At 61.6% G+C, this 23281-nt stretch carries 19 protein-coding genes; 18 read left to right on the plus strand and 1 reads right to left on the minus strand.

Annotated elements, in window-relative coordinates; translation table 11 throughout:
- Nucleotides 1–2: 2 nt before the first annotated feature.
- The 15 genes from rsmH (at nt 3) to lpxC (ending at nt 17340) form a co-directional block, all read left to right on the plus strand.
- The gene (gene rsmH, locus ACZ0AI_RS22325; protein ID WP_463563730.1) at nt 3–944 is read left to right on the plus strand and encodes a 16S rRNA (cytosine(1402)-N(4))-methyltransferase RsmH; all 942 of its coding nucleotides are present in this window, start codon (nt 3–5) and stop codon (nt 942–944) included.
- Nucleotides 941–1234, plus strand: coding sequence for a cell division protein FtsL (gene ftsL, locus ACZ0AI_RS22330; RefSeq protein ID WP_042554910.1), 294 nt, complete (start codon nt 941–943; stop codon nt 1232–1234). The genes rsmH and ftsL overlap by 4 nt, the downstream gene beginning before the upstream one ends.
- Nucleotides 1234–2970: a peptidoglycan D,D-transpeptidase FtsI family protein gene (locus ACZ0AI_RS22335; RefSeq protein WP_463566000.1), complete on the plus strand. Its 1737-nt coding sequence runs from the start codon at nt 1234–1236 to the stop codon at nt 2968–2970. The genes ftsL and ACZ0AI_RS22335 overlap by 1 nt, the downstream gene beginning before the upstream one ends.
- Nucleotides 2970–4433: a UDP-N-acetylmuramoyl-L-alanyl-D-glutamate--2,6-diaminopimelate ligase gene (locus ACZ0AI_RS22340; RefSeq protein ID WP_463563731.1), complete on the plus strand. Its 1464-nt coding sequence runs from the start codon at nt 2970–2972 to the stop codon at nt 4431–4433. Before ACZ0AI_RS22335 ends, ACZ0AI_RS22340 begins: the two co-directional genes overlap by 1 nt.
- Nucleotides 4426–5805, plus strand: coding sequence for a UDP-N-acetylmuramoyl-tripeptide--D-alanyl-D-alanine ligase (locus tag ACZ0AI_RS22345; protein ID WP_463563732.1), 1380 nt, complete (start codon nt 4426–4428; stop codon nt 5803–5805). The genes ACZ0AI_RS22340 and ACZ0AI_RS22345 overlap by 8 nt, the downstream gene beginning before the upstream one ends.
- Nucleotides 5806–6888 (plus strand): phospho-N-acetylmuramoyl-pentapeptide-transferase, encoded by a 1083-nt coding sequence (gene mraY, locus ACZ0AI_RS22350; protein WP_463563733.1) that lies wholly within the window; start codon nt 5806–5808, stop codon nt 6886–6888.
- A 7-nt stretch (nt 6889–6895) separates the two neighbouring features.
- Nucleotides 6896–8242 carry a UDP-N-acetylmuramoyl-L-alanine--D-glutamate ligase gene (murD, locus tag ACZ0AI_RS22355; protein WP_463563734.1) on the plus strand — a complete coding sequence of 449 codons (1347 nt, stop codon included), beginning with the start codon at nt 6896–6898 and terminating at the stop codon, nt 8240–8242.
- The gene (gene ftsW, locus ACZ0AI_RS22360) at nt 8242–9468 is read left to right on the plus strand and encodes a putative lipid II flippase FtsW (protein WP_463563735.1); all 1227 of its coding nucleotides are present in this window, start codon (nt 8242–8244) and stop codon (nt 9466–9468) included. The genes murD and ftsW overlap by 1 nt, the downstream gene beginning before the upstream one ends.
- Nucleotides 9458–10528, plus strand: coding sequence for an undecaprenyldiphospho-muramoylpentapeptide beta-N-acetylglucosaminyltransferase (gene murG / locus ACZ0AI_RS22365; RefSeq protein ID WP_225835055.1), 1071 nt, complete (start codon nt 9458–9460; stop codon nt 10526–10528). The genes ftsW and murG overlap by 11 nt, the downstream gene beginning before the upstream one ends.
- 34 nt (nt 10529–10562) lie before the next feature.
- Nucleotides 10563–11969: a UDP-N-acetylmuramate--L-alanine ligase gene (gene murC, locus ACZ0AI_RS22370; protein WP_463566001.1), complete on the plus strand. Its 1407-nt coding sequence runs from the start codon at nt 10563–10565 to the stop codon at nt 11967–11969.
- Nucleotides 11966–12916: a D-alanine--D-alanine ligase gene (locus tag ACZ0AI_RS22375; protein ID WP_463563736.1), complete on the plus strand. Its 951-nt coding sequence runs from the start codon at nt 11966–11968 to the stop codon at nt 12914–12916. The genes murC and ACZ0AI_RS22375 overlap by 4 nt, the downstream gene beginning before the upstream one ends.
- Nucleotides 12916–13776, plus strand: coding sequence for a cell division protein FtsQ/DivIB (locus ACZ0AI_RS22380; RefSeq protein WP_463566002.1), 861 nt, complete (start codon nt 12916–12918; stop codon nt 13774–13776). The genes ACZ0AI_RS22375 and ACZ0AI_RS22380 overlap by 1 nt, the downstream gene beginning before the upstream one ends.
- A 22-nt stretch (nt 13777–13798) precedes the next feature.
- Complete coding sequence (gene ftsA, locus ACZ0AI_RS22385; protein WP_463563737.1) at nt 13799–15046, plus strand: cell division protein FtsA; 1248 nt, start codon at nt 13799–13801, stop codon at nt 15044–15046.
- A 79-nt stretch (nt 15047–15125) separates the two neighbouring features.
- Nucleotides 15126–16316, plus strand: a complete 1191-nt coding sequence (gene ftsZ, locus ACZ0AI_RS22390) for a cell division protein FtsZ (RefSeq protein WP_463563738.1) — start codon at nt 15126–15128, stop codon at nt 16314–16316.
- A 112-nt stretch (nt 16317–16428) separates the two neighbouring features.
- Nucleotides 16429–17340, plus strand: coding sequence for a UDP-3-O-acyl-N-acetylglucosamine deacetylase (gene lpxC / locus ACZ0AI_RS22395; RefSeq protein ID WP_463563739.1), 912 nt, complete (start codon nt 16429–16431; stop codon nt 17338–17340).
- 175 nt (nt 17341–17515) lie between these two features.
- On the opposite strand, the gene ACZ0AI_RS22400 is transcribed toward lpxC, so the two are convergent.
- Nucleotides 17516–17974 carry a DciA family protein gene (locus tag ACZ0AI_RS22400; protein ID WP_463563740.1) on the minus strand — a complete coding sequence of 153 codons (459 nt, stop codon included), beginning with the start codon at nt 17972–17974 and terminating at the stop codon, nt 17516–17518.
- A gap of 85 nt (nt 17975–18059) precedes the next feature.
- On the opposite strand from ACZ0AI_RS22400, the gene ACZ0AI_RS22405 reads away from it, so the two are divergent.
- The 3 genes from ACZ0AI_RS22405 (at nt 18060) to argJ (ending at nt 23219) form a co-directional block, all read left to right on the plus strand.
- Nucleotides 18060–18986: a M23 family metallopeptidase gene (locus ACZ0AI_RS22405; protein WP_463563741.1), complete on the plus strand. Its 927-nt coding sequence runs from the start codon at nt 18060–18062 to the stop codon at nt 18984–18986.
- Between the two features lie 169 nt (nt 18987–19155).
- Nucleotides 19156–21894, plus strand: coding sequence for a preprotein translocase subunit SecA (gene secA, locus ACZ0AI_RS22410; RefSeq protein WP_463563742.1), 2739 nt, complete (start codon nt 19156–19158; stop codon nt 21892–21894).
- Nucleotides 21895–22001: 107 nt separating this feature from the next.
- On the plus strand, nt 22002–23219 hold the full coding sequence (argJ, locus tag ACZ0AI_RS22415) for a bifunctional glutamate N-acetyltransferase/amino-acid acetyltransferase ArgJ (protein ID WP_463563743.1): 1218 nt from the start codon (nt 22002–22004) through the stop codon (nt 23217–23219).
- Nucleotides 23220–23281 lie beyond the last annotated feature (62 nt).

A 23281-nucleotide genomic window follows, 5' to 3' on the forward strand; every position in this document is an offset into this window, starting at 1 on the left:
CCATGACCAGTACCTTCCGCCATATCACCGTATTGCTCGAAGAGGCCGTAGAAGGCCTCTCGTTGCGTGCGGATGGCTGCTATGTGGACGGTACCTTCGGGCGAGGGGGGCATAGTCGGCTGATCCTTGATCGGATCGGGCCTGGCGGTCGCTTGCTGGGGTTCGATAAGGACCCTCTCGCAATCGCGACTGGAAATACGCTAGCGGCCGAAGACGGCCGCTTTGTCGTTGTGCAGAGAAGCTTTGCGGAACTTGCTGATGAGCTCGCTGTCCGCGATCTCGCCGGTAGGGTCAGTGGCGTGCTGCTGGATCTGGGTGTGTCGTCCCCGCAGCTGGACGACGCCGAACGTGGCTTCAGCTTCCTCAATGACGGCCCTCTGGACATGCGCATGGATCCGACGCGTGGCGTCAGTGCAGCGCAGTTCATTGCCACTGCCGATGCCGACGAAATCGCCCGGGTCTTCAAGGAATACGGCGAAGAGCGTTTTGCCAAGCGCATGGCTCGCGCGGTGGTAGCACGTCGTGCCGAACAGCCGTTCGAGCGTACCGCCGATCTGGCTCAGGTACTGACCGTGGCCAATCCCGCCTGGGAGAAGGGCAAGAATCCGGCTACCCGAGCTTTCCAGGGCCTGCGCATTCACGTCAACAACGAGCTGGGTGACCTGGAACGTGGCCTCGATGCCGCGCTGGAAAGCCTGGAAGTTGGTGGCCGTCTGGTCGTGATCAGCTTTCACTCCCTGGAAGACCGCATCGTCAAATTGTTCATGCGTAAGCACGCCAAGGGCGAGATGGACAAATTGCCCCGCGACCTGCCGATCATCCCCAAGGCCTTCGAGCCGCGCCTGAAACTGATCGGCAAGCCGCAGTTTGCTTCCGAAGTCGAGCTCAAGGCCAACCCTCGCTCGCGCAGCGCCGTCATGCGTGTCGCGGAGAAGCTGCGATGAGCGGCGTGCTCGCCAAGCGTTTCCCCAAGGGCAGCCTGCTGATGCTGGTGCTCTTCGTTGCCGTGCTCGGCTCCGCGCTGGCAGTGTCCTACAGCGCGCATTGGAATCGTCAGTTGCTCAATGGCCTGTATGCCGAACTCAGCGTGCGCGACAAGGCGCAGGCTGAGTGGGGGCGGTTGATTCTCGAGCAAAGCACCTGGACCGCTCACAACCGTATCGAGACCCTGGCCAGCGAACAGCTGAAAATGCGCATCCCCGACGCCGCCGAAGTCCGCATGGTGGCGCCATGATGAAGCTGGAGGGAGCTCTCTACCCGTGGCGCTTCCGCCTGGTCATGCTGCTGCTGGCCGTGATGGTCGCGGCGATTGCTGCGCGGATCTTCGAGCTGCACGTATTCGACCATGACTTCCTCAAAGCCCATGGCGATGCGCGCAGCGTGCGGCACATTCCTATCCCTGCACACCGTGGCCTGATCACTGACCGAAATGGCGAGCCGCTGGCCGTCAGTACTCCGGTCACCACGCTGTGGGCCAATGGCAAGGAGCTGCAGGCCGGCAAGGCCCAGTGGCCGGTACTCGCTGCCGCGCTTGGTCAAGAACCGAATGCTTTCGCCACGCGCCTGCAGGCCAATGCCGAGCGCGAGTTCATGTACCTGGTGCGTGGTTTGACCCCGGAGCAGGGCCAGCGCGTGCTTGACCTCAAGGTGCCGGGCGTTTACCCAATCGAAGAATTCCGCCGTTTCTACCCGGCCGGTGAAGTGACCGCCCATATGGTCGGCTTCACCGACATCGACGACCGCGGCCGCGAAGGCGTCGAGCTGGCGTTCGAGGACTGGCTGGCTGGCGTGCCTGGCAAGCGTCAGGTGCTCAAGGACAGGCGTGGTCGTCTGATTCGCGATGTTCAGGTTACTCAGAACGCCAAAGCCGGTAAGGCTCTGGCGCTTTCCATCGATCTGCGTCTGCAGTACTTGGCCCACCGCGAACTGCGCAATGCGCTGGTCGAGTTCGGCGCCAAGGCCGGCAGCCTGGTGATGGTCGACGTGAAGACCGGCGAAATCCTCGCCATGGTCAACCAGCCGACCTACAACCCGAACAACCGCCGCAATCTGCAGCCGGCCGCCATGCGCAACCGGGCGATGATCGATGTGTTCGAGCCTGGCTCGACCATGAAGCCGTTCTCCATGAGCGCCGCTCTGGAAACCGGGCGCTGGAAGCCTACCGACAAGGTCGATGTGCAGGGCGGTACGCTGCAGATCGGCCGTTACACCATCAAAGACGTATCCCGTGCGCCGGAAGGCGTGCTCGACCTGACGGGCATCCTCATCAAGTCTAGTAACGTCGGCATGAGCAAGGTCGCCTTCGATATCGGCGGCGCTGCCATTTATGACGTTATGCAGCAGGTCGGCCTCGGCCAGGATACTGGTCTGAGCTTCCCAGGTGAGCGCGTCGGCAACCTGCCCAACCACCGTGAGTGGCGCAAGGCCGAGACCGCGACGCTGTCCTACGGTTACGGTCTCTCGGTTACTGCCGTGCAGCTGGCGCATGCCTATGCCGTACTCGGCAACAGCGGCCGCAGCGTACCAATGTCGCTGACCCGTACCGATCGCGTGCGCGACAGCGTGCAGGTGATCCCGGAAGACGTCGCCCACACCATACAGGGCATGCTGCAGCAAGTGATCGAAGCGCCAGGTGGTGTATTCCGTGCCCAGGTGCCGGGTTACCACGTCGCTGGCAAGAGCGGCACTGCACGCAAGACTGCCTCCGGTACCAAAGGCTATCAGGCCAATGCCTATCGTTCGCTGTTCGCCGGCTTCGCTCCGGCCAGCAACCCGCGTATCGCCATCGCCGTGGTCATCGACGAACCCAGCAAGAGCGGTTACTACGGCGGCCTGGTATCGGCGCCGGTGTTCAGCCGCGTCATGGCCGGTGGTCTGCGCCTGATGAACATCACCCCGGACAATCTGCCGGAAACTGCCGCGGCGAAAGCCGAAGCGCCGACGGCGACCAACAATGGAGGGCGCGGCTGATGCCCATGCCATTGAACCAATTACTGCCGCAAGCACAGAGCAGTGTCCTGATTCGCGAGCTGACGCTGGATAGCCGTCAAGTACGTCCGGGCGATCTGTTCCTGGCCGTACAGGGCACTCGTCAGGATGGTCGCGTGCACATTGCTGATGCGATTTCCCGCGGCGCCGCCGCAGTTGCCTACGAAATCGATGGCTCTCTGCCGATGACCGCCGAGAGCGCTGAACTGGTTGCCATCAAGGGTTTGGCAGGGCAGTTGTCGGCGATTGCCGGGCGCTTCTATGGCGAGCCGAGCCGTGGTCTGCATATGGTCGGTATCACCGGCACCAACGGCAAAACCAGTGTCAGCCAGTTGCTGGCTCAGGCGCTGGATCTGCTTGGCGAGCCCTGCGGTGTTGTCGGCACCCTCGGCAATGGTTTCTATGGCGCCTTGGCTCAGGGGCTTCACACCACGCCCGATCCCATCGGCGTACAAGCGACCCTAGCCGGACTGAAGAAGAACGGCGCTCGGGCGATCGCCATGGAAGTATCGTCCCACGGCCTGCATCAGGGCCGTGTCGCCGCGCTGGACTTCGACGTAGCGGTGTTCACCAATCTGTCGCGCGACCACCTCGACTATCACGGTTCGATGGAGGCCTATCAGGCTGCCAAGTCGGCCCTGTTCGCCTGGCCGAGCCTGCGCAGCCGGGTGATCAATCTGGACGACGCCGTAGGTCGCAAACTCGCCGAGGAAGAGCGCGAGTCACGACTGATCGGTTACAGCCTGGAAAATGAAAGCGCCTACCTATTCTGCCGTGACATTCATTTCGATGATCATGGCGTGCGCGCCACATTGGTCACTCCACGTGGCGAAGGCAGCCTGCGCAGCTCGCTGTTGGGACGCTTCAACCTCAGCAACCTGTTGGCGGTGGTCGGTGCGCTGGTGGCCATGGATTACCCGCTGGACGAGATTCTCAAAGCCCTGCCACGTCTGCAGGGGCCGGTCGGGCGCATGCAGCGCCTGGGCGGTCAGCTGGCACCGCTGGTGGTGGTCGATTACGCCCACACCCCGGACGCTCTGGAAAAAGTGCTGAGTGCGCTACGCCCACACGTCACCGGTCGCCTGCTTTGCCTGTTCGGCTGTGGCGGCGATCGCGATCGCGGCAAGCGTCCGCTGATGGCCGAAGTCGTCGAGCGCCTGGCCGATGCCACGCTGGTTACCGACGACAATCCGCGCAGCGAGGCACCCGAGCAGATTTTCGAGGATATCCGTGGCGGTTTGCGCAGCGCGGATCAAGTGCGTTTCGTCCATGGTCGTGGCCGTGCCATCGCTGAACTGATCGGCGAAGCCGCAGTGGGCGACGTGGTGGTGCTGGCTGGCAAGGGCCACGAGGACTACCAGGAAATCGACGGCGTGCGTCAGCCGTTCTCCGATTTGCAGGAAGCGGCTCGCGCACTCGCGGCATGGGAGGCGGCACATGCTTAAGGCACTGCGTTTGAGCGAAGTGGCCGGGCCATTGAGTGGCCGCCTGGTTGATGAAGATTGCGTTTTCGATGCCGTCAGCACCGACAGCCGCAGCATTGTGCTAGGCCAACTGTTCATCGCCCTGAGCGGCCCGCGTTTCGACGGCCATGACTACCTGGCGCAGGTTGCTGCGAAAGGCGCCGTGGCGGCGCTGGTCGAGCGCGAAGTGCCGGATGCCGGTTTGCCACAATTGGTCGTCAGCGATACGGCCCTGGCCCTTGGCCAACTGGCTGCATTGAATCGTCAGGCCTACGGCGGCCCGTTGGCTGCCGTGACCGGCTCCAGCGGCAAGACCACGGTCAAGGAAATGCTCGCCAGCATCCTGCGCGCCGCCTTCATGGATCTGGGCGGCACCGTGCTGGCCACCCGTGGCAACCTGAATAACCAACTCGGCGTGCCGTTGACCCTGCTGGAGCTGGCGCCCGAGCACAAGGGGGCAGTGATCGAACTCGGCGCTTCCGGTATTGGCGAAATCGCCTACACCGTCGGCCTGACTCAGCCGCATGTGGCGATCATCACCAACGCCGGTAGCGCTCATGTGGGTGAGTTCGGTGGGCCTGAGAACATCGTGCTGGCCAAGGGTGAAATCCTTGAAGGGCTGAGCGAGGGTGGCGTCGCCGTGCTCAATCGGGATGACGTGGCCTTCGAGCGCTGGGTCAAGCGTGCGGCCGGGCGCCGGGTGCTGAGTTTTTCCCTGCGTGATGCATCTGCTGATTTCCATGCCAGCGAATTGAGCCGCGACCCGCGTGGGTGCTCGGCTTTCAGCCTGTATTGCCATGATGGCCAGGCGCGTGTGCAACTGAACCTGCTGGGTGAGCACAACGTCGCCAATGCCTTGGCTGCGGCCGCTGCCGCCCATGCCTTGGCGGTGCCGCTGGTGGCCATCAAGAACGGTCTCGAAAGCTTGCTGCCGGTCAAAGGGCGTGCCGTCGCGCAATTGGCGCAGAACGGCGCACGCGTGATTGACGATACCTACAACGCCAACCCGGCTTCGATCTGCGCTGCCATCGATATTCTTGCCGGTTTCTCCGGGCGCAAGGTGCTGGCGCTGGGCGATATCGGTGAATTGGGCGACTGGTCAGAGCAGGGCCACCGTGAGGTCGGCGAATATGCGCTCGGCAAGGTGGACGCCCTGTATGCAGTCGGGCCGCAGATGAAACATGCCGTACAGGCTTTTGGTTCCGCTGGCCGGCACTTCGCCGACCAGGCCGCACTGATCGATGCGGTACGCGCCGAGCCCGGCGACAGCACCATTCTAATTAAAGGTTCACGCAGCGCCGCGATGGAAAACGTCGTGGTCGCACTGTGTGGCGATAGTGGGGAGAGTCACTAAATGCTGCTGCTGCTGGCAGAGTATCTGCAACAGTTCCACAAGGGCTTCGCGGTCTTTCAGTACCTGACGCTGCGCGGGATTCTCGGCGTGCTCACGGCGCTGACACTGTCGCTGTTCTTGGGCCCCTGGATGATCCGTACCCTGCAGATTCGGCAGATCGGTCAGGCCGTGCGCAACGACGGCCCGCAGTCGCATCTGTCGAAAAAGGGTACGCCGACCATGGGCGGTGCGCTGATCCTTTCGGCAATCGCCGTCAGCACCCTGCTGTGGGCGGACTTGAGCAACCGCTATGTATGGGTGGTGCTGATCGTCACGCTGCTGTTCGGTGCCATCGGTTGGGTTGACGATTACCGCAAGGTGATCGAAAAGGATTCACGTGGCCTGCCGAGTCGCTGGAAGTATTTCTGGCAGTCGGTATTCGGCCTGGGCGCGGCGATCTTCCTTTATATGACGGCGCAGACGCCAATCGAAACCACCCTGATCGTGCCGTTGCTCAAGGATGTCAGCATCCCGCTTGGCATCGGTTTCGTGGTGCTGACCTATTTCGTCATCGTCGGCTCCAGCAATGCGGTGAACCTGACCGATGGCCTCGACGGCCTGGCCATTCTGCCGACCGTCATGGTCGGCGGCGCCCTGGGCATCTTCTGCTACCTGTCGGGCAACGTGAATTTCTCCGAATACCTGTTGATTCCCTATGTACCGGGCGCAGGCGAGCTGATCGTGTTCTGCGGCGCGCTGATCGGCGCCGGCCTCGGCTTCCTGTGGTTCAACACCTATCCGGCGCAGGTGTTCATGGGCGACGTCGGTGCGCTGGCGCTAGGCGCTGCGCTGGGCACCATCGCGGTGATCGTGCGTCAGGAAATCGTGCTGTTCATCATGGGTGGCGTGTTCGTCATGGAAACCCTGTCGGTGATCATCCAGGTCGCCAGTTTCAAGCTGACCGGCAAGCGCGTGTTCCGCATGGCACCGATACATCACCACTTTGAATTGAAAGGCTGGCCCGAACCGCGGGTCATCGTTCGTTTCTGGATCATCACCGTCATTCTGGTGCTGATCGGTCTTGCCACTTTGAAACTGCGTTGAGGAACGAATGAGCCTGATCGCTTCCGACCAATTCCGCATCGTTGTCGGCCTCGGCAAGAGCGGCATGTCCTTGGTGCGCTACCTCGCGCGCCAGGGCATGCGCTTTGCCGTGGTCGATACCCGTGCCAATCCGCCGGAGCTGAGCACCTTGCGTGAACAGTTCCCGCAGGTCGAAGTGCGGTGTGGCGAGTTGGACGCAGAGTTCCTCGGCCGTGCCAGCGAGCTGCTGATCAGCCCTGGCCTGGCCGTGGCCACTCCTGCGTTGCAGGAAGCGGCGAAGCGTGGTGCCAAACTGTCCGGTGACATCGATCTGTTCGCCCGCGCCGCCAAGGCCCCGATCATCGCCATCACTGGCTCCAACGCGAAGAGTACCGTGACCACTCTGGTCGGCGAGATGGCTGCAGCAGCCGGTCGCAAGGTCGCCGTGGGCGGCAACCTCGGCACGCCTGCGCTGGATCTGCTGGCCGATGACGTCGAACTGTATGTGATCGAGCTGTCCAGCTTCCAGCTGGAAACCACTGAATTGCTCAACGCTGAAGTGGCTACCTGCCTGAATATCAGCGAAGACCATATGGATCGCTATGCCGATCTGCCGGCCTATCACCTGGCCAAGCACCGCGTGTTCCGTGGCGCGCGGCAAGTGGTGGTGAACCGGGACGACCCGCTGTCGCGGCCGATGATCGCCGAGCAGGTACCGTGCTGGAGCTTCGGCCTCGGTAAACCTGACTTCAAGCGCTTCGGTCTGCTCGAGGAAAATGGCGAGAAGTATCTGGCCTATCAGTTCGAGACACTGTTGCCGGTGCGCGAGCTGAAAGTCCGCGGTGCACATAACCAATCCAATGCATTGGCCGCGTTGGCGCTCGGCCACGCTGTAGGCCTGCCGATGGATGCCATGCTCGATACCCTCAAGGGTTTCACTGGCTTGCCGCATCGCTGCCAGTGGGTCGGCGAGCGTGCAGGCGTGAGCTATTACGATGATTCCAAGGCCACCAATGTCGGTGCCGCCCTGGCGGCCATCGAAGGCCTGGGCGATGACATCGCCGGCAAGCTGGTGCTGATCGCCGGTGGCGATGGCAAAGGCGCCGACTTCTCCAGCCTGCGCAAACCGGTGGCGGCACATTGCCGCGCCGTGGTGCTGCTTGGCCGTGATGCCGACAAGCTGTCTGCGGTGCTCGACGGCGCAGTGGACATCGTTCGTGTCGACAGCCTGCAGGCGGCGGTCGAGCAAGCTGCAGCTATCGCACAAAATGGTGACGCGGTGCTGCTGTCGCCGGCTTGCGCGAGCCTCGACATGTTCAAGAACTTTGAAGAACGCGGGCGCCTGTTCGCCCAGGCCGTGGAGGCGCTCGTCTGATGCTGTCCTTCCTGCGCCCTTATCCGTCCCCGCTGTTCAGCCGCCGTGGCCTGGACATGGACTTCCCCATGCTCGCCGGCTGCCTGGCGCTGCTCGGCCTCGGCCTGGTGATGATCTCCTCGGCCTCCACCGAAGTGGCGGCGGTCAACACCGGCAGCCCGCTGTACTACATGATCCGTCACCTGGTGTACCTAGTGATCGGCCTTGGCGCCGCAGGTGTGGTGCTGATGATTCCACTGGCCACCTGGCAGCGCCACGGCTGGTTACTGCTGTTGGCTGCGCTGGCGCTATTGGTCATGGTACTGGTGCCGGGCATTGGTCGTGAAGTGAACGGCGCGAGGCGCTGGATCGGCTTCGGGGCGTTCAACATTCAGCCGTCGGAGATCGCCAAGGTCTTCGTGGTGATTTACCTCGCCGGTTACCTGGTGCGTCGCCAGGAAGAGGTGCGTGAGAGCTGGGCCGGTTTCTTCAAGCCGTTCGTGGTACTGCTGCCGATGGCCTTCTTGCTGCTGCTGGAGCCAGACTTCGGCGCCACCGTAGTGATGATGGGCTCGGCGATGGCCATGCTTTTCCTCGGCGGCGTCGGCTTGCTGCGCTTCGGTTTGATGGTGGCCTTGGCCGTAGGCGCGGTGTTTGTACTGGTGCAGACCCAGGAATATCGCCTGCAGCGTCTGATTACGTTCACCGACCCCTGGGCCGACCAATACGGCTCTGGCTACCAATTGACTCAGGCACTGATCGCTTTCGGTCGTGGCGAATGGCTGGGCGTGGGCCTGGGCAATAGCATCCAGAAGCAGTTCTACCTGCCGGAAGCGCACACCGATTTCGTGTTCTCCGTGCTGGCCGAGGAGCTTGGCCTGGTCGGCGCACTGGTGACTGTTGGTCTGTTCGTGTTCGTCAGTGTGCGGGCCTTGTATATCGGCCTGTGGGCGGAACGCGCCAAGCAATACTTCTCCGCCTATGTAGCCTTCGGTCTGGCCTTCCTGTGGATTGGCCAGTTCCTGATCAACATCGGCGTCAACATCGGGCTGTTGCCGACCAAGGGGCTGACTCTGCCATTCCTCAGCTATGGCGGCAGCTCCCTGGTGATCTGCTGCGTCAGTCTGGCGCTGCTGCTGCGTATCGAATGGGAAACGCGCAATCAACTGGGCAACGAGGACGTCGAGTTCGACGAGTCGGATTTCCCGGAACCCGCTATCGGGCAGGAGTCACCACATGGCCGGTAACGTGCTGATCATGGCGGGCGGCACCGGGGGCCATGTGTTCCCGGCTCTGGCCTGCGCGCGTGAATTCCAGGCCCGCGGCTATCGCGTGCACTGGCTGGGCACGCCACGCGGTATCGAGAACGAATTGGTGCCGGCTGCCGGCCTGCCGCTGCATCTGATCAACGTCAGTGGCCTGCGCGGTAAAGGCAAGTTGTCGCTGCTCAAAGCACCGCTGCAATTGCTCAAGGCGCTTTTCCAGGCGCGCAAGGTAGTGCGTGAGCTACAGCCGGTCTGTGTGCTGGGCATGGGCGGTTATGTGACGGGCCCGGGTGGCCTGGCTGCCCGACTGGCTGGCGTACCGCTGATCATTCACGAACAGAATGCAGTGGCAGGTACCGCCAATCGCAGCCTGGTGGCATTCGCCAGCCGGGTCTGCGAGGCTTTCCCCGATACCTTCGCGGCGTCGGACAAACGTCGTACCACTGGCAACCCGGTGCGCGAGGAGCTGTTCCTGGAAACGCCCCGCGATTCCCTGACCGGCCGTCGCCCGCGTCTGCTGATTCTGGGTGGCAGCCTGGGCGCCGAACCACTCAACAAACTGCTGCCGGAGGCGCTGGCGCAGGTATCTGCCGAGCTGCGGCCGGAAGTCTTCCACCAGGCGGGCAAGCAGCACGCCACGGTGACTGGCGAACGTTACACCGCTGTGGGCGTCGAAGCGCAAGTCGCGCCGTTCATCAGCGACATGGCCCGCGCCTATGCCTGGGCCGACCTGGTGGTCTGCCGCTCCGGCGCGCTGACCGTCAGTGAACTGGCTGCTGCCGGTCTGCCGGCTTTCCTGGTGCCGTTGCCCCACGCGATCGACGATCACCAGACGCGCAATGCCAGTTATCTCGCGAAGGACGGTGCCGCCGTCCTTCTGCCACAACGCTCCACTGACGCTGCCGATCTGGCAGCGCAGCTGACCGAGGTCTTGATGCACCCCGAACGACTCAAAGAAATGGCCAGCACGGCACGTCGCCTGGCCAAGCCCGATGCCACCCGTAGTGTTGTCGATGTTTGCCTGGAGGTGGCCCGTGGCTAAGTCTCCCGCAGCGGTCAAGGCAGAAGTGCGGCGCATGCGCCGTATCCGCCGTATTCATTTCGTCGGCATCGGCGGCGCCGGCATGTGCGGCATCGCTGAAGTGCTGCTCAACCTCGGTTACGAAGTCTCCGGTTCCGACCTGAAGACCTCGCCGGTTACCGAGCGCCTGGAAAACTTCGGTGCCCACATCTTCATCGGCCACCGTGCCGAGAACGCCGAGAGTGCCGACGTGCTGGTGGTTTCCAGTGCCATCAACACCTCCAACCCGGAAGTCGCTACCGCTCTCGAGCGGCGCATTCCGGTGGTGCCGCGTGCCGAGATGCTCGCTGAGCTGATGCGCTACCGTCATGGCATCGCCGTAGCCGGTACCCATGGCAAGACCACCACCACCAGTCTGCTGGCTTCGGTGTTCGCTGCCGGTGGCCTGGATCCAACCTTCGTGATTGGCGGGCGCCTGAACGCGGCTGGTACCAATGCGCAGCTCGGCAGCAGCCGTTACCTGATCGCCGAAGCCGACGAGAGCGATGCTAGCTTCCTGCATTTGCAGCCGATGGTTTCGGTCGTCACCAACATCGACATGGATCACATGAGCACCTATGAGGGTGACTTCAATAAATTGAAGAAAACCTTCATCGAGTTCCTCCACAACCTGCCGTTCTACGGCCTGGCCGTGGTCTGCGTGGATGATCCGGTGGTACGCGAGATTCTCTCCCAGGTGGGTCGCCCGACCGTGACCTACGGCTTCAGCGAAGACGCCGACGTGCGCGCCATCAATGTGCGTCAGCAGGGTATGCAGACTTTCTTCACGGTGCTGCGCCCGGACTGCGAGCCGCTCGATGTGTCGGTGAACATGCCGGGCAACCACAACGTGCTCAACTCCTTGGCGACCATTTGCATCGCCACCGACGAGGGCATCAGCGACGAAGCCATCGTGCAGGGCCTGTCGCAGTTCCAAGGTGTTGGTCGCCGCTTCCAGGTCTATGGCGAACTGCCGGTCGAAGGTGGCCAGGTGATGCTGGTCGACGATTATGGCCACCACCCGCGTGAAGTCGCGGCGGTGATCAAGGCCGTGCGTGGTGGCTGGCCTGAGCGCCGATTGGTGATGGTCTACCAGCCGCACCGCTTTAGCCGTACCCGTGACCTGTACGACGATTTCGTTCAGGTGCTGGCCGACGCCAACGTACTACTTCTGATGGAAGTCTATCCGGCTGGCGAAGAGCCGATTCCCGGTGCCGACAGCCGCCAGCTGTGCCACAGCATCCGCCAGCGCGGTCAGCTGGATCCCATTTATGTCGAACGCGGCGCCGAGCTGGCGCCGCTGATCAAGCCGCTGCTGCGTGCCGGCGACATCCTGCTTTGCCAGGGTGCCGGCGACATCGGCGGGGTTGCCCCACAACTGCTGCAAAGCCCGCTGTTCAGCGTGCAAGGTCAAGGGAAATGAGTGCCGAAACCCTGAAATCTCAACTGCCGGTCGCGGCGTTCGGCCGAGTGGCCGTGCTGTTCGGCGGCAAGAGCGCTGAGCGCGAAGTCTCGCTGAAGTCTGGCAATGCCGTGTTGTCCGCGCTGCAGAGTGCAGGCGTGGATGCCTTCGGTATCGATGTGGGCGATGACTTCCTTGCGCGCCTTACCAGCGAGAAGATCGACCGCGCCTTTATCGTTCTCCACGGTCGTGGTGGCGAAGACGGCAGCATGCAGGGTCTGCTCGAATGCGCCGGTATTCCCTACACCGGCAGCGGCATCTTGGCTTCGGCCCTGGCCATGGACAAGCTGCGCACCAAGCAGGTATGGCAGAGCCTCGGTCTTTCCACGCCGCGTCATGCTGTGCTGGCTAGCGCCGAGGATTGCCGCCGTGCGGCTGCCGAGCTGGGTTTCCCACTGATCGTCAAGCCCGCCCACGAAGGTTCCAGCATCGGCATGGCCAAGGTTGCCGATGTCGAGGCACTGATAGCAGCCTGGCAGGACGCTGCTGTCTACGACAGCCAAGTGCTGGTCGAGCAGTGGATCCATGGACCTGAGTTCACCATCGCCATGTTGCGCGGCGAAGTATTGCCGCCCATCGCGCTGGGCACTTCGCACAGCTTCTACGACTACGATGCCAAGTACCTGGCCAATGACACCCAGTATCGCGTTCCCTGCGGCCTGGATGCCGACAAGGAAGCCGAGCTCAAGGCGCTGACCGCCAAGGCCTGCGAGGCCGTGGGCACTCAGGGTTGGGCCCGCGCCGACGTGATGCAGGACGCCGAGGGGCGCTTCTGGCTGCTCGAGGTGAATACCGTACCGGGCATGACCGACCACAGCCTGGTGCCGATGGCCGCGCAGGCCGCGGGTCTGGACTTCCAGCAACTGGTGTTGGCGATTCTTGCCGATAGCCTCGAGGCTCGGGGGTAATCATGAGCGCCGTCTTGCGTCATCAGCCAGGTACCGCCCGAGCGCCCGTGCGCGGGAAGGCCGTGCCGCGCGGCGCCAGCCGTCTGGTGGCGAAGGAGCCGATCAGCCTGCGTTTGCCGCGGCCAAATTTCAGCCTGTTCAAGCGCATCACCTGGCCGGTTTTGCTGCTGGTGCTGGGCTTCGGCGCCTATGAGCTGTCGCTGCGCCTGCTGCCATACGCGGATCGGCCAATCGCCAAGATCAGCGTCGAAGGCGACCTCAGCTACATCAGCCAGCAATCGGTGCAGCAACGCATTGAACCTTTTGTCAGCGCGAGCTTCTTCAGTGTCGACCTTGTCGGTATGCGGCACGAGTTGGAGCAGATGCCATGGATCGCCCACGCCGAAGTGCGTCGCGTATGGCCCGATCAGGTGATGGTGCGTCTGGAAGAGCAACTGCCGATCGCCCGCTGGGGTGACGAAGCACTGCTCAACAACCAGGGGCAGGCATTCGCGCCGAAAGAGCTGGCGCATTACGAGAATCTGCCGCAGCTGTACGGCCCTAAACGGGCCCAGCAACAAGTCATGCAGCAGTATCAGGTGTTGAGCCAGATGCTGCGGCCAATGGGATTCACCGTGGCACGCCTGGAGTTGCGTGAGCGCGGCAGCTGGTTCCTGTCTACCGGGCAGGGCATCGAAGTGCTGCTGGGGCGCGACCATCTGGTGGAAAAAATACGTCGTTTCGGCGCCATCTACAGCAAGGCGCTGAAGGATCAGAAAGACAACATCGCGCGGATCGATCTGCGCTACGCCAACGGCCTTGCCGTTGCGTGGCACGAACCGCAAGCACCCGTAGCGGCCGAAACCGCTGCGGTGCAGTGAATCAGGAGAGAAGGCAACAGTCATGGCAAACGTGCAGAGCGGCAAGATGATCGTCGGTCTCGACATCGGCACCTCCAAAGTGGTGGCGCTGGTGGGCGAGGTGACCGCTGATGGTCAGCTGGAAATCGTCGGCATCGGTACTCACCCGTCACGCGGCCTGAAGAAGGGCGTGGTGGTCAATATCGAGTCCACGGTGGCCTCGATCCAGCGCGCGGTCGAAGAGGCCCAACTGATGGCGGGTTGCCGTATCCACTCGGCGTTCGTCGGTGTGGCTGGCAATCACATCCGTAGCCTCAACAGCCATGGCATCGTCGCCATCCGCGACCGTGAGGTCAGCAGTGCCGATCTGGAACGCGTGCTCGATGCCGCCCAGGCCGTGGCCATCCCGGCTGACCAGCGCGTGCTGCACACCCTGCCGCAGGATTACGTGATCGATAACCAGGAAGGTGTTCGTGAGCCCCTGGGTATGTCCGGTGTGCGTCTGGAAGCCAAGGTGCACGTCGTGACCTGCGCAGTGAATGCGGCGCAGAACATCGAGAAGTGCGTGCGTCGTTGCGGCCTGGAAGTCGACGACATCATCCTCGAGCAGCTCGCTTCCGCGTATGCGGTGCTGACCGACGACGAGAAGGAGTTGGGCGTTTGCCTGGTCGACATCGGCGGTGGCACCACCGACATCTGCATCTTCACCGAAGGCGCAATCCGGCACACCGCGGTGATACCGATTGCCGGCGACCAGGTCACCAACGACATCGCCATGGCGCTGCGTACTCCTACTCAGTACGCCGAAGAGATCAAGATCCGTTATGCCTGCGCCCTGGCCAAACTGGCTGGCGCCGGCGAAACCATCAAAGTACCGAGCGTGGGCGACCGCCCGCCGCGCGATCTGTCGCGTCAGTCGTTGGCCGAAGTGGTCGAGCCGCGTTATGACGAGCTGTTTACCTTGATCCAGGCCGAACTGCGCCGCAGTGGCTACGAAGACCTGATTCCGGCTGGCATCGTGATGACCGGCGGCACCGCGAAGATGGAAGGCGCGATCGAACTGGCCGAAGAGATCTTCCATATGCCGGTTCGCCTCGGCATGCCCCATAGCGTCAAGGGGCTCAGCGACGTGGTGCGTAATCCTATTTATTCGACGGGCGTTGGCCTGTTGATGTACGGCCTGCGCAAGCAGTCCGACGACATCCCGATGCCCGGCAACGGTAACTACGGTGATGAAACTAAAACCCCAGTGCTGGAACGGCTCAAACGCTGGATTCAGGGCAACTTCTAATGTTGGGTGACGTGTGCACGGGCGTGTGCGGCGTCATCAGGCAGTAGGCGTAAAAACTAGAAAATACAGGAGAGAGACCATGTTTGAACTCGTAGACAACCTTCCGCAAAGCGCGGTCATCAAGGTTATCGGTGTCGGTGGTGGTGGTGGCAACGCCGTCAATCACATGGCCAAGAGCAACATCGAAGGCGTCGAATTCATCTGCGCCAACACCGATGCTCAGGCACTGAAGAACATCGGTGCACGCACCATCCTGCAGCTGGGTACTGGCGTGACCAAAGGCCTGGGCGCTGGCGCCAACCCGGAAGTCGGCCGTCAGGCGGCTATGGAAGACCGTGAGCGCATCGCCGAAGTACTGCAGGGCTGCGACATGGTTTTCATCACCACGGGCATGGGGGGTGGTACCGGTACCGGTGCTGCGCCAGTGATCGCCGAAGTGGCCAAGGAAATGGGCATCCTCACCGTTGCTGTGGTGACCCGTCCGTTCCCGTTCGAAGGTCGCAAGCGTATGCAGATCGCTGACGAAGGCATTCGCTTGCTGCAGGAAAGCGTCGATTCGCTGATCACCATCCCCAACGAGAAATTGCTGACCATCCTCGGTAAAGACGCCAGCCTGCTGTCCGCCTTCTCCAAGGCCGATGACGTGCTGTCCGGTGCCGTACGTGGCATCTCCGACATCATCAAGCGTCCGGGCATGATCAACGTCGATTTCGCCGACGTGAAAACCGTGATGAGCGAAATGGGTATGGCGATGATGGGCACTGGCTGCGCCAGCGGCCCTAACCGTGCTCGTGAGGCCACCGAAGCGGCGATTCGCAACCCGTTGCTCGAAGACGTCAACCTGCAGGGCGCTCGCGGTATCTTGGTGAACATCACCGCAGGGCCCGATCTGTCCCTGGGTGAGTACTCCGACGTGGGTAACATCATTGAACAATTCGCTTCCGAGCACGCCACCGTCAAGGTCGGCACCGTGATTGATCCGGACATGCGCGACGAGCTGCACGTGACCGTAGTTGCCACTGGTCTGGGGGCGCGCATCGAGAAACCGGTCAAGGTCATCGACAATACCGTTCAGGTCGCTGCTGCTCAGTCCGCTGCGCCCGTAGCTGCCCCGATTCGTGGTGAGCAGAACGTTAATTACAAGGATTACGAGCGCCCGACCGTACAGCGTCAGAGCCATGGTAGTGCAGCTACTGCGGCGAAGCTGAATCCGCAGGATGATCTGGATTATCTGGACATTCCGGCATTTCTGCGTCGTCAGGCGGATTGATGAAATCTATCAGGAGCATAAGGGTGATTGGTGTTCAGCAAAGGTCGGTTCTGCTATCATCGCCAGCCTTTGTTGAAAACAATTCGCACTTAGCGCTATAGCGGCCAGAGCCATGATCAGACAACGCACCCTGAAGAACATCATCCGCGCCACGGGTATCGGCCTGCACTCCGGGGAGAAGGTTTACCTGACCCTGAAGCCGGCTCCGGTGGATACCGGCATCGTGTTCCGTCGTACCGACCTCAACCCCGTAGTAGAGGTTGTCGGTTACGCCCTGAACGTCGGTGAAACCACGATGTCGACCACGCTGGTCAACGGTGATGTCAAGGTGGATACGGTAGAGCACCTGCTTTCGGCCATGGCTGGCCTGGGTATCGATAACGCCTACGTCGAGCTCTCTGCATGTGAAGTGCCGATCATGGATGGCAGTGCCGGGCCCTTTGTTTTCCTGATTCAGTCGGCCGGTCTGCAAGAGCAGGACGCCCCTAAGAAGTTCATCCGTATCATCCGTGAAGTGACCGTGACGGAAGGCGACAAACGCGCCACTTTCGTTCCGTTCGAAGGCTTCAAGGTGAGCTTCGAGATCGATTTCGACCACCCGGTGTTCCACGACCGTACCAAGACGGCGAGTGTGGATTTTTCCAGCACCTCGTTCGTCAAGGAAGTCAGTCGCGCTCGCACGTTCGGTTTCATGCGTGATATCGAATTCCTGCGTTCGCACAACCTGGCACGCGGCGGTAGCGTGGACAACGCCATCGTGGTGGACGAGTTCGGTGTGCTCAACGAAGACGGCCTGCGTTACGAGGACGAATTCGTCAGGCACAAGATTCTCGACGCGATTGGTGACCTCTATCTGCTCGGTAACAGTTTGATCGGTGAGTTCCGCGGCTACAAATCGGGCCATGGCTTGAACAATCGCCTGCTGCGCGCCTTGATCGCACAGCCGGACGCTTGGGAAGTGGTGACTTTCGAAGACGCCGAGGCTGCACCGATTTCTTACATGCGCCCAGCTGCGGCAATGTAAGAGACTCTCCTTGCTTTATCTTTAAGGCCACCCTCGGGTGGCCTTTTTTATGCCCGTATTTCTATTGCGCACGCAGGTTCGGCTCGCAGCATTCAGAGCTGCAACGGCTATCCGTTTTATAGGAGTGACATTTTTCTGGCTATTGCAAACTACAGCGCTAACAGCTTGATGAGCTTTACGAATCGCTGCGTCGGCGGTGATTGGCAAGGCGCTCCAGGGCTTCTCGCAGGCGAGGGTCGGTGACGCCCGCAGCGGTTTCCTGAATGTTATCGGCGGCGCTGTCTGAGAGCTCGAAGGGTTGAGTGGGCTCACGCCTTTCGGCGGTAGGAGGTTGCACCTTGAAGAGTATTTTCGTTAAGGTCGCGAACGTTTCGAGCGCCTGCAACTGCCTTTGCAGGCGTCGCTGTTGATAACGCAACCGGGTGGCCCAGTGGCCGTCGGTGACGATTAAAAGCAGACAGCCTTCTCGCCAGGACGCCACGTGGCAATGTTCCCGGGCGGCTGGTTGTAGCTGGCTTTCCAGCAACTGCTGCAGGTGATCAATCCGCTGGGCCTGATTGAACAGGGCTTTCAGGGGTTTCGCCTCGCGCATCAGTGCAACGGGAGCCTTGGCCGGCAAGGGACGAAAACTCATGGCGGAGCGCCTGCAACTTTGTGGGCCGTCATGTTAGCAGAACCTTGCTGAGCGCTTGGGTTCCACTTTTTTACATGGGGATGTCATGCACATCATTTTTCTCAGTCGACGCCACGGCGCGGCGCGTTCGCTCAGCCTCGATCTGCGTTGGCTGGCGATCGGCCTGGCGCTGTTGATCGCGTTGGCGGTTGGCGGAGGTGCCGCTGTCGGCGCCTGGCTGGCACCGAAGCCGACAGGGCTGCCGGAAAGCGTCGAAATCACTCAAGCACTTGATGCCCAGCGTGACGAAGTGGGCGCGGTGCGTATTGATGCGCAGCGTCAACTGGACGCGTTCGCCGCCCACGTCGCCGAGCTGCAAGCCCGGCTGACTCGTCTCGATGCCCTCGGTGAACGCCTTACCGAGCTGGCCGAGCTGGACGCCAGCGAGTTCGATTTCTCCCTCGGCGTCGGTCAGGGTGGGCCTGAAGAGCCCATCGGTGGCGCTGCCTACGCACCGCCACCGTTCATGAGTTCTCTGGATGAACTGGCAATGCGCATGGACAGCCGCGAGCGGCAGCTCGAAGTGCTGGAGCAACTGTTGGCTGATCGGCGCATTGACGAAGCCGTGATGCTATCCGGGCATCCGGTATTGCAGGGTTATGTGTCGTCACCTTTCGGTCGCCGTGTTGACCCGCTGACTGGCCGTGCCAGCGTACACAAAGGCGTGGATTTCGCTGCCAAGGCTGGCAGTGATGTGGTTGCCGTCGGCGCTGGCGTGGTGACCTTCGCTGGACGCCGTAACGGCTATGGCAACACCGTGGAAATTAGCCATGCCGATGGCTATGTCACCCTGTATGCGCACAACCGCAGCAATCGTGTGCAGGTCGGTGATCTGGTTCAGCGTGGTCAGGCCATCGCAACGGTGGGCAGTACCGGGCGCTCGACCGGTAATCACGTTCACTTCGAAGTCAGCCGTAACGGGCAATTGGTCAATCCGCACAATTACATTGCGCGAGTCAGCGACGGCGAATGACGCACACGGACGCTGGCCGTCTCATGCATCGCCGATGGCTCTGTGCCAATAACGCCGCTTTCCTCAATTCCGTTTCCGGGTAGAATGCCCCCTTCTCACGCAGCCATAAGGGCTGCATGGGCGACTCACGGGGCCGCCCTCCATCCATAGCGTGGAAGATCCTGTCGATATGTTTGCGCCTTTGTTGAAAAAACTCTTTGGAAGCAAGAACGAGCGTGAGGTCAAGCGCCTGCTCAAGGCGGTTCAGGCCGTCAATGCATTCGAGGAGCAGATGCTCGCTCTCTCCGATGAGCAACTGTGCGCCAAAACCGAAGAATTCAAGGCCCGCCTGGCCAAAGGCGAAACCCTGGATCAACTGTTGTCCGAAGCTTTCGCCGTTGCCCGCGAGGCCGGCAAGCGTGTGATGGGGATGCGCCACTTCGACGTTCAGTTGATCGGCGGCATGACTCTGCACGAAGGCAAGATCGCCGAGATGCGTACCGGTGAGGGCAAGACCCTGGTCGGCACCCTAGCCGTCTATCTCAACGCTCTGGAAGGCAAAGGCGTGCACGTGGTCACGGTCAACGACTACCTGGCCCGTCGTGACGCCAACTGGATGCGTCCGCTGTACGAATTCCTCGGCCTGTCGGTCGGCATCGTCACCCCGTTCATGCCGCCGGACGAGAAGCGCGCCGCCTACGCCGCCGATATCACTTACGGCACCAACAACGAATTCGGTTTCGATTACCTGCGCGACAACATGGCGTTCAGCGTGGAAGAGAAATTCCAGCGCGAGCTGAATTTCGCCGTGATCGACGAAGTTGACTCGATCCTCATCGACGAAGCGCGTACGCCGTTGATCATCTCCGGCCAGGCCGAAGACAGCTCCAAGATGTACACCGAGATCAACAAGCTGATTCCTCGCCTCAAGCTGCACATCGAGGAAGAAGAGGGCGTGGTCACTCAGGAAGGCCATTACAAGGTCGACGAGAAGAGCCGCCAGGTCGAACTCAACGAGGAAGGCCACCAAGTCATCGAAGACATGCTGACCCAGGCAGGTTTGCTGGCCGAGGGCGAGAGCCTCTATTCGGCTCACAACCTCGGTCTGCTGACTCACGTGTATGCCGGTCTGCGCGCTCACACCCTGTTCCAGCGCAACGTCGAGTACATCGTGCAGAACGGTCAGATCATCCTGATCGATGAGCACACTGGTCGTACCATGCAGGGTCGTCGTTTGTCCGAAGGTCTTCACCAGGCCATCGAAGCGAAGGAAGGCGTGAATATTCAGGCCGAGAGCCAGACCCTGGCCTCTACCACCTTCCAGAACTATTTCCGCCTGTACAACAAGCTATCCGGGATGACCGGTACCGCTGACACCGAAGCTTTCGAATTCCACCAGATCTACGGTCTGGACGTGATGGTGATTCCGACCAACAAGCCGGTTTCTCGTAAGGACTTCAATGACCTGGTCTATCTGACGCAGGAAGAGAAGTACGCGGCGATCATCAACGACATCAAAGAATGCCAGGTTCAGGGCCGGCCGATTCTGGTTGGCACTGCGACCATCGAAACGTCCGAGTACATGTCGCGATTGCTGGAGCAGGAAGGCATCGAGCACAAAGTACTCAACGCCAAGTTTCATGAGAAGGAAGCCGAGATTATCGCGCAGGCCGGTCGCCCAGGCGCGCTGACCATCGCTACCAACATGGCCGGTCGTGGTACCGATATCCTGTTGGGCGGCAACTGGGAAGTGGAAGTCGCGGCGCTGGAAAATGCTACCGCCGAGCAGATCGCTCAAATCAAGGCTGACTGGCAGAAACGTCACCAGCAGGTGCTGGAGTCGGGTGGCCTGCACGTGATCGCTTCCGAGCGTCACGAGTCGCGCCGTATCGACAACCAGCTGCGTGGCCGTGCCGGTCGCCAGGGTGACGCCGGCTCCAGCCGCTTCTACCTGTCGCTGGAAGACAGCCTGATGCGCATCTTCGCCTCTGATCGTGTGAAGAACTTCATGAAGGCGCTGGGCATGCAGGCTGGCGAGGCTATCGAGCATCGCATGGTCTCCAATGCCATCGAGAAGGCGCAGCGCAAGGTCGAAGGCCGCAACTTCGACATGCGTAAGCAACTGCTCGAGTTTGATGACGTGGCGAACGAGCAGCGCAAGGTGATCTACCACATGCGCAATACCTTGCTGACCGCCGACAACGTGGGCGAGACCATCGAGGATTTCCGTAGGGAGGTGTTGGACAACACCGTTAACGCGCACATGCCACCGCAGTCGCTGCCAGAACAATGGGACATCCCAGGCCTGGAAGAGGCGCTGTACGCTGGCTTCAATCTGCGTCTGCCGATCCAGCAGTGGCTCGACGAAGACGACAAGTTGTACGAGGACACCCTGCGTGAGCGCATTCTCAAGGAGCTGATCGAGGCTTACAACGAGAAGGAAACCCAGGCCAGCGCCGAGGCTCTGCGTACCTTCGAGAAACAGATTCTGCTGCGTGTGCTTGATGACCTGTGGAAAGACCACCTGTCGACCATGGATCACCTGCGTCACGGTATCCATCTGCGTGGCTACGCCCAGAAGAACCCGAAGCAGGAATACAAGCGCGAGTCCTTCACCCTGTTCCAGGAACTGCTCGATTCGATCAAGCGCGATGCCATCCGTGTGCTTTCGCACGTGCAGGTTCGGCGCGAAGATCCGGTCGAAGAGGAAGCCCGTCTGCGTCGCGATGCCGAAGCCCTGGCCCAGCGCATGCAGTTCCAGCACGACGAAGTTTCCGCGCTCGAAGAGCCTGAAGCCGAAGCGCAGGACGGTGGCGATGTCGCCGTTGCCACTGCCCCGGTGCGTGCCGAGCAGAAAATCGGTCGCAACGAGCTCTGCCCGTGCGGTTCCGGCAAGAAGTACAAGCACTGCCACGGTCAGGTCAACTGATCAACGCAATGCCGTGAAACGTCCGAACGCCGCGAAGGGTTAATCCCTTCGCGGCGTTTTCGCATCGTACATGCTGTGCAATTCCACCTAATTCGAGGAGCTTCCCTATGGCTGTTGGTCTTGGCCCGCTGTCTACCCTGCACCCGGTTCCAGGTTTCGAACTGGGCATCGCCTCCGCCGGCATCAAGCGCCCGGGGCGCAAGGATGTGGTGGTGATGCGCTGTGCCGAGGGCAGCAGTGTGGCGGGTGTGTTCACTCTCAACGCGTTCTGCGCGGCGCCGGTGATCCTGGCCAAGAAGCGTGCCTCTGGCAGTGTCCGCTACCTGCTCACCAATACCGGTAATGCTAATGCCGGCACCGGTGAGCCGGGCCTGCAGAACGCTATGCGTACCTGCGCCAGCCTGGCCAGTCTGGCCGGTGTGGACGAAAGCGAAGTGCTGCCGTTCTCCACCGGGGTGATCGGTGAGCCGCTGCCGGTGGAAAAGATCGAGGGCGCGCTACAGGCCGCGCTGGACAACCTCTCGGTGAACAACTGGGCAGAAGCCGCTACCGGCATCATGACCACCGACACCCTGCCCAAGGGTGCCAGCCGCCAGTTCAGCCATGAAGGCGTGACGGTCACCGTCACCGGTATCAGCAAGGGCGCCGGCATGATCAAGCCGAACATGGCCACCATGCTCGGCTACATCGCCACGGACGCCAAGGTCGCCCAAGGCGTGCTGCAGGATCTGCTGCGCGATGCGGCGAACAAGTCGTTCAATCGCATCACCATCGACGGCGACACCTCCACCAACGACTGCTGCATGCTGATCGCTACTGGCCAGGCGGCGCTGCCGGAAATCACCCAGGCCAGCGGGGCGCTGTTCGCGGCGCTCAAGCAGGCAGTGTTCGAGGTGTGCATGGACGTGGCCCAGGCCATCGTGCGTGATGGTGAAGGCGCGACCAAGTTCGTCACCGTGCAGGTCAACGGCGGGGCGACTCATCAGGAGTGCCTGGATGTCGGCTATGCGGTGGCCCATTCGCCGCTGATCAAGACCGCGCTGTTCGCTTCCGATCCCAACTGGGGGCGCATCCTCGCGGCCGTCGGCCGTGCCGGTGTGGCACAGCTCGACGTCAGCAAGATCGACGTGTTCCTCGGTGACGTGTGCATCGCCAGCAAGGGGTGCCGGGCCAGCAGCTACACCGAAGAGCAGGGCTCGGCGGTGATGGCCGAAGAGGAAATAACCATCCGCATCGAGCTGGGCCGTGGCACCTGCAGCGAGACGATCTGGACTACCGATCTGTCGCATGAGTACGTGAAGATCAACGCCGAATACCGTACCTGAGGTATGGCAGCCGCCCGTTGCGGGCGGCACGTTGATCCGCGTCTACGTGCGGCCTGACGCTC

The organism is Pseudomonas sp. AC355 (assembly GCF_979258205.1).

Excerpts from the sequence above, each read along its gene's own strand:
- ACZ0AI_RS22400 (WP_463563740.1), bottom strand. The coding sequence starts at position 17,974 with ATGAGTTTTCGTCCCTTGCCGGCCAAGGCTCCCGTTGCACTGATGCGC.
- ftsA (WP_463563737.1), top strand. The coding sequence starts at position 13,799 with ATGGCAAACGTGCAGAGCGGCAAGATGATCGTCGGTCTCGACATCGGC.
- murD (WP_463563734.1), top strand. The coding sequence starts at position 6,896 with ATGAGCCTGATCGCTTCCGACCAATTCCGCATCGTTGTCGGCCTCGGC.
- mraY (WP_463563733.1), top strand. The coding sequence starts at position 5,806 with ATGCTGCTGCTGCTGGCAGAGTATCTGCAACAGTTCCACAAGGGCTTC.
- murC (WP_463566001.1), top strand. The coding sequence starts at position 10,563 with ATGCGCCGTATCCGCCGTATTCATTTCGTCGGCATCGGCGGCGCCGGC.
- ACZ0AI_RS22345 (WP_463563732.1), top strand. The coding sequence starts at position 4,426 with ATGCTTAAGGCACTGCGTTTGAGCGAAGTGGCCGGGCCATTGAGTGGC.
- ftsW (WP_463563735.1), top strand. The coding sequence starts at position 8,242 with ATGCTGTCCTTCCTGCGCCCTTATCCGTCCCCGCTGTTCAGCCGCCGT.
- ACZ0AI_RS22375 (WP_463563736.1), top strand. The coding sequence starts at position 11,966 with ATGAGTGCCGAAACCCTGAAATCTCAACTGCCGGTCGCGGCGTTCGGC.
- argJ (WP_463563743.1), top strand. The coding sequence starts at position 22,002 with ATGGCTGTTGGTCTTGGCCCGCTGTCTACCCTGCACCCGGTTCCAGGT.
- secA (WP_463563742.1), top strand. The coding sequence starts at position 19,156 with ATGTTTGCGCCTTTGTTGAAAAAACTCTTTGGAAGCAAGAACGAGCGT.
- lpxC (WP_463563739.1), top strand. The coding sequence starts at position 16,429 with ATGATCAGACAACGCACCCTGAAGAACATCATCCGCGCCACGGGTATC.
- ftsL (WP_042554910.1), top strand. The coding sequence starts at position 941 with ATGAGCGGCGTGCTCGCCAAGCGTTTCCCCAAGGGCAGCCTGCTGATG.
- rsmH (WP_463563730.1), top strand. The coding sequence starts at position 3 with ATGACCAGTACCTTCCGCCATATCACCGTATTGCTCGAAGAGGCCGTA.
- murG (WP_225835055.1), top strand. The coding sequence starts at position 9,458 with ATGGCCGGTAACGTGCTGATCATGGCGGGCGGCACCGGGGGCCATGTG.
- ACZ0AI_RS22405 (WP_463563741.1), top strand. The coding sequence starts at position 18,060 with ATGCACATCATTTTTCTCAGTCGACGCCACGGCGCGGCGCGTTCGCTC.
- ACZ0AI_RS22335 (WP_463566000.1), top strand. The coding sequence starts at position 1,234 with ATGAAGCTGGAGGGAGCTCTCTACCCGTGGCGCTTCCGCCTGGTCATG.
- ACZ0AI_RS22340 (WP_463563731.1), top strand. The coding sequence starts at position 2,970 with ATGCCCATGCCATTGAACCAATTACTGCCGCAAGCACAGAGCAGTGTC.
- ftsZ (WP_463563738.1), top strand. The coding sequence starts at position 15,126 with ATGTTTGAACTCGTAGACAACCTTCCGCAAAGCGCGGTCATCAAGGTT.